Origin of the sequence: Candidatus Sordicultor fermentans, assembly GCF_012728195.1 — a bacterium.
Taxonomy (GTDB): domain Bacteria; phylum Atribacterota; class Atribacteria; order Atribacterales; family Caldatribacteriaceae; genus Sordicultor; species Sordicultor fermentans.
Window position 1 is genome coordinate 1 of record NZ_JAAYFP010000005.1, and the last position, 10,536, is coordinate 10,536.

The following is a 10,536-nucleotide window of genomic DNA, read 5'->3' on the forward strand; positions in this document are numbered from 1 at the left end:
GCCATAGATTTTTTGATTTTACAGATGATAGAGCTGGAAGTGATAAAAAAGGAGGAAAAAGAAACAGTACGTCGAGAGTTTCTTTCCCATCCCCATAAGTTTCAAGAACTTCTGGAACCCTATCAGGAAAATCTCTTTTTTTCTCCGGCGCAATTTTTTGAAGCTTCTCTAGGTCGAGAGGCAGAAGAATTAGAATCTCCTCTACCTTTTCTCGTTCCCGATGCAGAAATTCTGGATGTAGGAAGAAATAGTTTTGAAGTGCTTCTCACTCCTTCTCTTTATTTTCAACTGACAATAAATGAAGAAGTGCTCTCTTTTTACCGGAAACGAAAAAAAAATACTCCGGAGCGAGAGAAAATTTTCTGGCAAGAAAAGCTGGAGGAAGCACGAGAGGTGGTATCTTGTCTCAATTATCGAAATCAACTGTTATTGCGGGTCTTAGACTATATAGTGGAAAGAGAAAAAGATTTTTTGCTTCGCGGGTTTCGTCACTTTGTTCCTCTTACTCAAAAGGAGGTGGCCGAAGGAGTAGGAGTAAGCGTGAGTGCAGTTTGCCAGGTATTGAAAGAAAAATCAATCTGTTTTCCAGATGGAGTGGTAAGGAGTGTCAAATTTTTCTTTGATAGTTCTTACCCGGTTAAGGAAATGATGAAACTTATATTAGCTCAAGAAGCGCCTCATCGTCCTCTTTCTGACCGAGAAATAGTGAAAGAATTAGAAAAAAAAGGTTTTCATATAGCCCGCCGGACTTGTGCTCTTTACCGGGAAGAAATGGGTGTTTTACCTTCTTACTTACGCAAAAAACTGAAAGAAAAATAATTTTTGAACTTTCCCCCCCAATATAATTTTTCTTTCCCTCCCCTTTTGGCACAATAATTTATCCTAGCTAAACAGTTGAAAGCAAAAGCCCGAGGTGCAGAAAATGAGAAACGAGATTATTCAAGATCCAGTTTTTAGAACTTTAGAAAAAGGCCTGGATTTATCTTTAGCTCGGCAGAACTTATTGATAGACAATGTGGCTAATGTCGAGACTCCTGGCTACCAGCGCCAGGATGTAAGCTTTGAAACTTATTTGAGAGAAAGTGAAAAAAAAGGAAATTTATGGCGAACTCATCCTGATCACCTGATGCCGGGGAAAGGAGAAGAGTCAATTAATAAGGGGGTGGAGGAATATTCAGTGCGCCAAGACGGAGGAGGAGTAGATATGGAAAAGGAAATGACTTTGATTTTGGAAAATACTCTCTATTATCAAACCCTAACTCGCATGGTTTCAAAAAAATTTGGTTTATTGAAAACAGTGGTCCGGGAGGTACGATGAGGTGAAAATATTCCGAAATTTCGATGTCAGTGCTTCAGCTCTTACTGCTGAACGTTTACGAATGGATATTATATCTTCCAATGTGGCTAATGCTGATACCACTAGAACACAAGGTGGAGGACCATACCGAAGAAAAGTGGTGGTATTTGAGGTGGCAAAAAATGGAGGAGTGAGAGTAAATAGAATCCAGGAAGATCTCTCCACCCCCTCGCAGTTAATTTACCAGCCTGAGCATCCTGATGCCAATGCAGATGGGTGGGTGGAGTACCCTAACGTAGTTTTGGTGAATGAAATGGTAGACATGCTGGCTGCTACCCGGGCTTATGAAGCTAACATAGCAGCGTTAAATGCTACCAAAAGTATGATGAGCAGCGCTCTCAATATTGGTCGAGAATGAGGGATTAGAAAATGAGAATAGAAAACAACATATCTTCTCTTTCTCTGGGTTGGGAGGAAGAAATTTCTGGTCTTTCTCGAGGAGCTGGAGGATTTGGAGAATATTTAAATCAAGCTTTGCAAAAAGTAAACAAGTTGCAGGTTGAGGCGGACCAGATGGTAGAAAAGGTAGCACAAGGAGAGGAAGATATCCATAACGCTTTTATAGCTCTGGAAAAAGCCGATTTAGCTCTGGGGATTGCAGTGCAGGTGAGGAATAAAGTAGTAGAAGCCTATCAAGAAATAATGCGTATGCAGGTGTAAACGATTTATGAAGAATCCATTAGCTGACTTTGCTGAACAGGCAAAAAAAACCTGGGAAGGAATGGACCAGGGGCAAAGATTATTGCTTTTGCTTATTTCTACTGTTTTGGTGGCAGGGTTGGTTACTCTCTTTCTTTATGCTGGGAAACCAGATTATGCTCCTCTATTTCAAAACCTATCGGTAGAAGAAGCAGGAGAAGTAGTGGATAAATTGAAAGAGCTGGGTATTCCTTATGAACTCTCCGGTGGAGGAACTAAAATTCTGGTTCCCCAAGATAGAGTTTACGAAGCGCGAATGAAGTTAGCTCAAGAGGGTTTGCCTGCTCGGGGAGCAGGTTTTGAGATTTTTGATAAAAATACTTTTGGTCTTACCAGTTTTTTACAGAAAGTTAACTATCAACGAGCTTTGCAGGGGGAGCTGGAAAGAACCATCATGGAGCTCAAAGAAGTAGAGGGAGCCCGGGTACATCTTGCAGTTCCGGAAGAGCGGCTTTTCGCTGAAGAGGAAAAGCCACCCACTGCTTCAGTGGTTCTAAAGCTCCGCTCTGGAGCCACTCTCCAGGATGCTCAGATAGAAGCTATTACTAATTTAGTAGCCAATAGTGTAGAAGGTTTAAATCCTAATCGAGTAGCTATTATCGATGATCGAGGAAACGTTTTAGCTAGTGGTAGTGGAGATGACTCCAGCTGGGCAACTTTATCTCGTCTTACTGCTACTCAGTTAGAAATGAAAAAGGAAGTAGAGACAACTCTTACAAATAGGATCCAATCTATGCTGGAGAGCGCTCTGGGCTACCATCAGGCGGTGGTACGGGTGAGTGCTGATTTGGATTTTGAACAGCGAGAGGGCCAGAAGGAAACCTTTGAGCCAATAAGAGGAGGAGAAGGAGTAGCGAGAAGTACTCAGGAGACAGAAGAAAAGTATCGAGGGGGAATTGCTGTGCCAGGGGGTGTTCCGGGAGTAGCCTCTAATATTCCTGTCTATGGTGAAGAAAGCCAGGAAGCAGGAGAAACCAGCGATTATACCCGTCGGGAGTCAACAGTGAACTATGAGATTAACCGGGTGATGGAGAAATTTGCTTCTTCTCCGGGGAAAATTACCAGGCTTTCGGTAGCAGTGCTCGTGGATGGCGATCTTCCTCCTGAACAAGTGGAAAAGATAGAAGGGGTAGTTAAGGCAGCAGCAGGCTTGAGTGAAGAACGAGGAGATATGCTGATTGTGGAATCTCTTCCTTTCAATCGAGAGATGCAAGAAGAAGAAAAGAAAGCTTTAGCTTCTCAGAATATGATGAGGTGGATAGAGCTTTTAGCTAAGTATGGGTTAATAGCGCTTTTAATCTTTTTGATGTACTCTCTGGGAAGAAGAATACTGGTTTCTGCTACTCTTCCCGAAAGAGTGATGGCAGAATTTTATGAAGAGGAAGAAAGATATGAAGAGGAAAGATTACCTCCTATTAGGCCGGTGGAACTTAGCCCCGAGGAAAAGGTAAAAATGGAAGTGCAAAAAAGAATGGAAGAAGATATCAAAAAATTAGTACACACCAGTCCGGAAGATGCGGTCAAACTTCTGAGAAGCTGGTTACACGAGGATTAGCTTATGTCTATCGTTCAGCGTAGGTCACTTACTGGCAGACAAAAAGCGGCCATTCTCCTTGTGAGTCTGGGGCCGGATCTGGCTGCTCAAATCTTAAAAAGGCTTACCGACGAAGAGATAGAAGATATAACCCTGGAAATAGCCACTCTGGAAAAAGTTCCTCCGGAGTTGCGAGAGGAAGTCATTGGTGAATTTTATCATCTGGCTTTAGCTCAACAATATATTTCCCAGGGAGGCGTAGATTACGCCCGGCAACTCTTAGAGAAAGCCTTAGGTCCTCACAGGGCTCAAGAAATTATCAGCCGGCTCTCTGCCACTTTAGAAATTACTCCCTTTGAATCTTTGCGCCGGGCTGACCCGCTGCAGCTCGTGAATTTCATTCAAAATGAGCATCCTCAAACTATTGCTTTAATCCTTTCCTATTTAAGACCGGAACAAGCAGCGGTGGTTTTGGGAAATCTTCCTGAAAGTGTGCGAGGGGAAGTAGCTATGAGGGTAGCTCTTATGGATCGAACCTCTCCAGAAATAGTTAAAGAGATTGAGGCAGTTTTGGAGAGAAAAATTTCTAATTTCCTTACTACCCAGGATTTTACCAGAGTGGGGGGGAAGAAAAAGCTGGTGGAGATTTTGAATAAGAGTGATAGAGGAACAGAAAGGAGCATTTTGGAAGCTCTAGAAGAGAGAGATCCAGAGCTGGCAGAAGAAATTAAATCGGAGATGTTTGTCTTTGAGGATATTATAACTCTGGATGATCGAGCAATACAACTGGTGTTAAGACAGGTGGATATGAAAGATTTAGCTCTGGCTTTGAAAGGTGCCTCTCCAGAGCTACAAGATAAAATTTTCCACAATGTTTCTCAGAGAGCAGCACAGATGATTAAAGAAGATATGGAGTACATGGGTCCGGTGAGAGCGCGGGTAGTTAACGAGGCTCAACAGAAGATTGTCAACACCATTCGCCGCCTGGAAGAAGCAGGTGAAATTATAATTGTCCGTGGCGGAGGGGAGGATGAGATCTTTGTTTAGGCTTTACAAAGAAGTGGAATTTCTCCCTGAACTATTCCTGGTAGGAGAAGAAGAACAGGACGATGGGAAAATGGTAGTAAAGGAAGAAGAAAGGGAGAACGAAGATAAATTTCAGGAAGAAAGAAGCCTTATTATTGAAGAAGCGAAAAGAAAAGCTCAGGAGATACTGGAAGAAGCGGAATCTAAAAGAAAAGAAATAGAAGATAGAGCTCGAAGAGAAGGGCTGGAGGAAGGCAGAAGAATAGGAAGAGAAGAGGTACACAAAGAATGGCAGGAGAAGGTGGCTGTTTGGGAGCAAGAGCTTTTAGAGATTTATAATTATCGAGAAGAAATGATAGAAAAAATGAAAGAGCCTCTTCTGGAACTTAGCTTTGTTATTGCCCGGAAAATTATAGAAAGGGAGGTAGAAAGAGAACCATTTATCGAACGTCTGGTGGAGAAGGCTTTGAAAAAGCTGAGCAACCGGGGGCGAGTGGTTTTACGGGTGAGTGAAGAAGAATATAACCTGGTTCGGGAAATAAGAGAAGAATTGATGAGGAAAATAGACGGGATAGATTATCTGGAAATTCAAGAGGACCATCGCTTAAAAAGAGGAGAATGTTTGATAGAAACTGCTTTTGGCAGCATAGATGCTCGAATAGATACTCAGTTAGAAAACATTAAAGAGGAGTTGTTTCAGGTTTTAGAGGAGGGAACCAGTGCTTGATTTTTCTAAGGCGAAAGAAATAGTTGAGAATATCGATCCCTTGCGCTTAAATGGAAAAGTTCTGCAATCGGTGGGAATAGTGATGGAATCTCAAGGCCCTTCCTGTCGGGTGGGGGAGTTGTGTCGGGTGCGCTCACTGGACAGGGAAAACGAGATATTAGCTGAAGTAGTGGGTTTCCGAGGAGAGAGAACTTTACTTATGCCTTTAGGAGAAAGAAGCGGAATTGAGCTGGGAAGTGAGGTTATAGCTCTGGGAAAAGAAATGAAAATAAAAGTGGGGGAAGACTTGCTGGGACGGGTATTAGATGCGCTGGGTCGTCCTATGGATGGCAAAGGTCCTATAGAGGGAGAGACAGAATATCCTCTGGATCGTGAACCACCTCCTCCCTTGGATAGAAAGCCCATCAGGGAAGTTTTACCTCTGGGAATTAAAGCTATAGATGGAGTGCTCACCTGCGGGAAGGGACAGAGAGTGGGTATTTTTGCCGGAAGCGGAGTAGGGAAGAGCACCCTTTTGGGAATGATTGCTCGTTATGCTCAGAGTGATGTCAATGTTATAGCTCTGGTGGGGGAAAGAGGAAGAGAAGTAAAAGAGTTTATTGAAAAAGACTTAGGAGAAGAAGGCTTGCGCCGGAGTTGTCTTGTGGTAGCTACTTCGGATAAGGCTCCACTGTTGCGAATTAAAGCTGCTTTTTGTGCTACTGCTATTGCTGAATATTTTAGAGATAAAGGAAAAGATGTTCTTTTTCTCATGGATTCAGTCACTCGTCTGGCCATGGCTCAAAGAGAATTAGGTCTTGCGGTGGGAGAGCCACCTACTACGAGAGGCTATACCCCTTCAGTGTTTACCTTGCTTCCCCGGTTGATGGAAAGAACGGGAAATTCGCAGCAGGGAAGCATCACCGCTCTTTATACAGTATTGGTAGAAGGGGATGATATGAATGAGCCCATTGCTGATGCAGTAAGAGCTATTCTGGATGGGCATATCGTTCTTTCCCGTAACTTGTCTTTTGAAGGACATTATCCTTCTATAGATGTTTTGCAGAGCGTAAGTCGCCTTATGCCTGATATTACTGATAAGAGACAGCAACATATGGCTCAGAAATTGCGAGAAGTTCTGGCTACTTATCGGGAGGCAGAAGATTTGATAAACATTGGTGCTTATGAGCGTGGTTCTAACCCTCGCATTGATTACGCTTTAGCGATGATAGACAGGGTGAGGGAATTTTTGCGCCAGGAGATAGAAGAGAGTTTTTCCTGGGAAGAAACTCAGGCTCTTCTTTTTCAGCTCTTTGAAGGAGAAGAATAATAAATGAAAGGGTATGAATTCAAGCTGCAGAAAGTTTTAGATGTTCGTAAAGTCAGGGAAGACCTGATTGGAGCCCGGGTAGCAGAACTGGAAAGAATAATTGAGGCTCAAAAAGGGCATCTTCTCTCTCTGGAGAAGAAAAAAGAGGGGGCTCTGGTGGAGCGCCGGGAAAAAAGAGAAGTGAATGCCGATTTTCGGGTTGAAGAGGAAATGTTTTATGAATGGTATCTCGAGAACCTGGAAAAGAGGGTAGAGATAATTAAGGATTCACTGAAGCAACTGGAAGAACAAATGCGCAAAACCAGAGAAGAGCTAATGGAGGCGGCAATTGATAGAAAAGTTATGGAAAAATTGAAAGACAAAGATTATGAGAATTTTAAAATAGAGGTAGCTAGGAATGACCAGAAAAACCTGGATGAAATCACCATCCACAGGTATAAAAGGGGGTAGAGTATTGTGGTTCCTTGTCATCTGGAAAGACTCATATCCCGGATAGGGGAAATCGAGGAAAAATTTGGTTCCCGACGAGTTTCTTCGCTGGAAGAAAGAAAAACTAATGTTGACTCTTCCTCTGAGGCCACCCCCTTTGAGGATTTAATAAAGGAGTACGCCCAGAAATATCAGATAGATCATTGTTTAGCGAAGAAATTGATTGAAGTGGAGTCTAACTTTAACCCTGACGCCGTCTCCCCTCGGGGAGCCATGGGATTGATGCAGCTTATGCCCCAAACCTGTCAGGATTTAGGGGTGAAAGACCCCTTTGATGAGCGGGAGAACTTAGAAGGGGGAATGAGATATCTACGGGGCCTATTAAATCAGTTCGGCAGCCTTCCTCTGGCTCTTGCCGCTTATAATGCTGGTCCTTCTCGGGTGAAGGAGTATGGAGGTATCCCTCCCTTTCCAGAAACTCAAAGGTTTGTAAAGAAGGTAATAGGAGGATAATAGAGCCGGTGGCCAGTAAAGAGATGGATATCCAGAAAAGAAGAGAAAAAACGGCCAGAAATAAAGCTTCCAGAAGAAAAAGTAGCTGGGCAGAGACAATATTTCCCATTCTGGTTTTTGCTTTTACTCTAATTTTCTTTCTCAATTTTGTAGGAATTATCGATTTACCTTTTTTATATTTTATGCGCATGCCTTCAGGGCAGGAGGGAGATTCAGAAAATTTGATAGTAAGAAAAGAAGAAATTGAAAGTCAGGTTATTTACCCTGGCCCTATTTTAGAGAAAGTAGGACCTCAAAACCCCGTGATAGAAGAGTTCTCAAAGGAGGAAGTAGTAGTGGATACACCATCTGAAATAAAAGAACCTTCCTCGGAAACAGGTGGGGAAGATGTCGACTCTTCTTCCCGGGAAGAAAAAATTTTTCGTCTGGCCAAGATTTATACCGCTATGGAGCCGGAAGAAGCATCCCGAATTATGGAAAAACTTTCTGATGAGGAGGTGGTGGAAATACTTTCGGTTATGAAAGAAAGAAATGTAGCCGAAATATTGAATGCTTTTCCGGTGGAAAGAGCGGCAGAAATCATGAAAAAAATGATGGAAGGGAGGTGAAAAAATGGATGGTTTTATATTTTTGCCGGTAGAAAGCAGGGACGTGAAAAATAATAGCAGCCTTTATCCCGAAAAAGTGGAAAAGGGAGAAGAGAAAGAGAGCTCGAATTTTGAGCAATTTCTAATTCCTTCTCTTTTTTCTCTGGGTTGGGGAGAAACCGCGCCGGTTAAAGATTGCAGCTTTTCCTCCACCCCGGCAGTAAGTAGCTGTTCTCCTTGCTCTTCTTCTGTAGTAGAAACTGCTACTCCCGGAGCTTGTGCTTTCTCTAATTGCTGTAATTCTTCCTTTGAGGAGATACTTGGAGTGGAGGGATGGAAAAAAACGATAGATAGCTTTCTCTCTGAAGTGGAGAATATCAGTTTTACTCTCAATTTAGGAGAGAAGGGGAAAGTGCTGGTGAGTGGCGGAACAGGAGAAAATGGAGAGTTTACTTTTCAAATCTCCGGAGACAAGGAGGCTCTCAGTGAGTTACTGGGCAGGTTAATAGATTATCTCGTTACCTTCTTAGAAGAGAAGGTTTTTTCTTACCCTCTTGAAAATAGTTCCCTTTCAGAATGTTCTTTAGGGCAGGGAGGGTGCTCTACTGGTGGGGGATGTTCTATCCTGCCAGGTAATGAGGTGGAAAGTGAACCAGAGCATCTTATCATCGATGACTTACCTCTTGCCGGGGAAGGAGAAGAAATCACTCCTGGAGATGCAGGTTTTGTTATACCGGGTAACGAGGTAGAGGGTGAATCAGTAGTGAGTGAAGAAGGAGAAGAAATCATTCCTCTTGAGGTGGAAACAGTAGAAGAAATCACTCCGGAGTTTTCTTCGGGGTTGGAAGAAGATACCATAGAAGAAGTAGCCCCCCGGGAAGGATTGGTTTTTACCTCTGAAGAGGAGAGTCTCTCCGGGGAAGAGACAGAAACTGTGAAAGGCTTACCTCCTCTGGAGACAGAGAAGGCAAAAAACACTGCTCAGGAGAAAAAGGTGGAATTGGCTTCTGATTTTTACGGAGGAGCACCAGGAGGAAGAGAGACTTCTCCAGTAGAAGAAACGATCGATTTTTCTCAGGTAGAAAAGAGTGAAATACCAAAGATATTTGATCGTGTTCTTCAGATGGTCAGCCAGAATGAGGGCGAGAAAGAAGTGGTGATTCAGCTCAAACCGGAATCTCTGGGTTCTATCGTGATTCAAGTGCGAGAAGATAACAATCGAGTAGAATGTGTGTGGCAGATATCTGATCCTCGCACCCAGGAAATAGTAGTAAAAAACCTTCCTGTTTTAGAAGCACAGTTGAATGAACAGGGATTGTGGATGAATAACTATCTGAATCAAAATGGTCACTACTTTTCCCATTCTGGAAGACCTAATTACTTCTCTTCTTCTTTTTCTTCCGAAGAAGGAGATGCGGTGACTTTCTCTCTGTTAGATGACTCTTCAGGGAAAGTTAATGTTTTAGTTTGAGGAGGTGAAGAGATTGATAATGGGAACTCAAGCAGTAGGAACGCAAGCAACGGAGACAAGTGAAAGAGGAAAGAATACCTTAGATAAGCACGATTTTTTGCAGCTTCTTGTGACTCAGCTCCGTTTGCAAAATCCACTGGATCCTCTGAGCGACCAGGAATTCAGTGCGCAACTGGCTCAATACAGTGCTTTAGAGGAGATGCAAAATGCCAATAAAAGCTTACAATCTCTACTTTTTTTGAACGCTTCTTCTCTTGTAGGTAAAGAAGTAGAGTTAACTGATGGAACAGTGGGGAAAGTGGAAGGAGTAACAGTTAAAGAAGAGCAGGTGGTTTTAGAAGTGGGAGAGAGAGAATACAATATCAGTGAAGTAGTTAAAGTGGGAGAGAGCTGATGGTTCAAAAGATAGAAAATTTTCGGGAATTTGTTCCTGAGGTTCAACCTTCTTCTTCTACTCCTCTTCGTCGCAAGACAGAGACTGGCGGGGATTTTGAGCGGATTCTTCAAGAAGAGGAGTTGAGCTTTTCCCTACACGCTCAAAGAAGGATAAAAGAAAGAGATATACCTCTTTCTCCCGATACTGTAGAGCGCCTGCAAGAAGCGGTGCAAAAAGTGAGGGAAAAAGGAGGAAGAAACTCTCTCGTTTTGGTGGGAGAAGTGGCTTTTGTGGTGAATGTCCCGGAGCGAGTGGTGGTAACCTGTATGGATTCTAACTCTCGAAAAGATAATATCTTTACCAATATTGATTCAGCGATTATTGCTTAGGGAGCTGGTCCTTAGGGGAGCTCCCCGAAGGGAGGTAAATTAAAAATGATGCGTTCTCTGTTTTCCGGAGTTTCTGGTCTTAAAAATCACCAGACCCGGATGGATGTGATAGGAAATAA

At 43.0% G+C, this 10,536-nt stretch carries 14 protein-coding genes; all 14 read left to right on the top strand.

Going from position 1 to position 10,536, the window contains the following annotated elements:
• A partial coding sequence (locus tag GXZ17_RS00220; protein WP_409375280.1) for a hypothetical protein occupies positions 1-819 on the top strand: 819 nt, incomplete at its 5' end.
• A gap of 103 nt (positions 820-922) precedes the next feature.
• On the top strand, positions 923-1,318 hold the full coding sequence (flgB, locus tag GXZ17_RS00225) for a flagellar basal body rod protein FlgB (protein ID WP_409375281.1): 396 nt from the start codon (positions 923-925) through the stop codon (positions 1,316-1,318).
• Position 1,319: 1 nt separating this feature from the next.
• Complete coding sequence (flgC, locus tag GXZ17_RS00230) at positions 1,320-1,715, top strand: flagellar basal body rod protein FlgC (protein ID WP_409375282.1); 396 nt, start codon at positions 1,320-1,322, stop codon at positions 1,713-1,715.
• 11 nt (positions 1,716-1,726) lie between these two features.
• Entirely contained in the window at positions 1,727-2,017 is a 291-nt protein-coding gene (gene fliE, locus GXZ17_RS00235) for a flagellar hook-basal body complex protein FliE (RefSeq protein WP_409375283.1), read from the top strand.
• Positions 2,018-2,024: 7 nt separating this feature from the next.
• The gene (gene fliF, locus GXZ17_RS00240; RefSeq protein ID WP_409375284.1) at positions 2,025-3,611 is read left to right on the top strand and encodes a flagellar basal-body MS-ring/collar protein FliF; all 1,587 of its coding nucleotides are present in this window, start codon (positions 2,025-2,027) and stop codon (positions 3,609-3,611) included.
• Positions 3,612-3,614: 3 nt separating this feature from the next.
• The gene (fliG, locus tag GXZ17_RS00245; protein ID WP_409375285.1) at positions 3,615-4,637 is read left to right on the top strand and encodes a flagellar motor switch protein FliG; all 1,023 of its coding nucleotides are present in this window, start codon (positions 3,615-3,617) and stop codon (positions 4,635-4,637) included.
• Complete coding sequence (locus GXZ17_RS00250) at positions 4,630-5,343, top strand: FliH/SctL family protein (RefSeq protein WP_409375286.1); 714 nt, start codon at positions 4,630-4,632, stop codon at positions 5,341-5,343. Before fliG ends, GXZ17_RS00250 begins: the two co-directional genes overlap by 8 nt.
• On the top strand, positions 5,336-6,652 hold the full coding sequence (fliI, locus tag GXZ17_RS00255) for a flagellar protein export ATPase FliI (RefSeq protein WP_409375287.1): 1,317 nt from the start codon (positions 5,336-5,338) through the stop codon (positions 6,650-6,652). Before GXZ17_RS00250 ends, fliI begins: the two co-directional genes overlap by 8 nt.
• A gap of 3 nt (positions 6,653-6,655) precedes the next feature.
• Positions 6,656-7,102, top strand: coding sequence for a flagellar export protein FliJ (gene fliJ, locus GXZ17_RS00260; protein WP_409375288.1), 447 nt, complete (start codon positions 6,656-6,658; stop codon positions 7,100-7,102).
• Between the two features lie 6 nt (positions 7,103-7,108).
• Positions 7,109-7,594: a lytic transglycosylase domain-containing protein gene (locus tag GXZ17_RS00265; protein ID WP_409375289.1), complete on the top strand. Its 486-nt coding sequence runs from the start codon at positions 7,109-7,111 to the stop codon at positions 7,592-7,594.
• A gap of 8 nt (positions 7,595-7,602) precedes the next feature.
• Entirely contained in the window at positions 7,603-8,202 is a 600-nt protein-coding gene (locus GXZ17_RS00270) for a MotE family protein (RefSeq protein ID WP_409375290.1), read from the top strand.
• A 4-nt stretch (positions 8,203-8,206) separates the two neighbouring features.
• On the top strand, positions 8,207-9,652 hold the full coding sequence (locus GXZ17_RS00275; protein ID WP_409375291.1) for a flagellar hook-length control protein FliK: 1,446 nt from the start codon (positions 8,207-8,209) through the stop codon (positions 9,650-9,652).
• 19 nt (positions 9,653-9,671) lie between these two features.
• A complete protein-coding gene (locus tag GXZ17_RS00280; protein ID WP_409375292.1) occupies positions 9,672-10,046 on the top strand; it encodes a flagellar hook capping FlgD N-terminal domain-containing protein in 375 nt (124 codons plus the stop codon).
• On the top strand, positions 10,046-10,417 hold the full coding sequence (locus GXZ17_RS00285) for a TIGR02530 family flagellar biosynthesis protein (protein WP_409375293.1): 372 nt from the start codon (positions 10,046-10,048) through the stop codon (positions 10,415-10,417). The genes GXZ17_RS00280 and GXZ17_RS00285 overlap by 1 nt, the downstream gene beginning before the upstream one ends.
• The last annotated feature ends 119 nt before the right edge of the window (positions 10,418-10,536 follow it).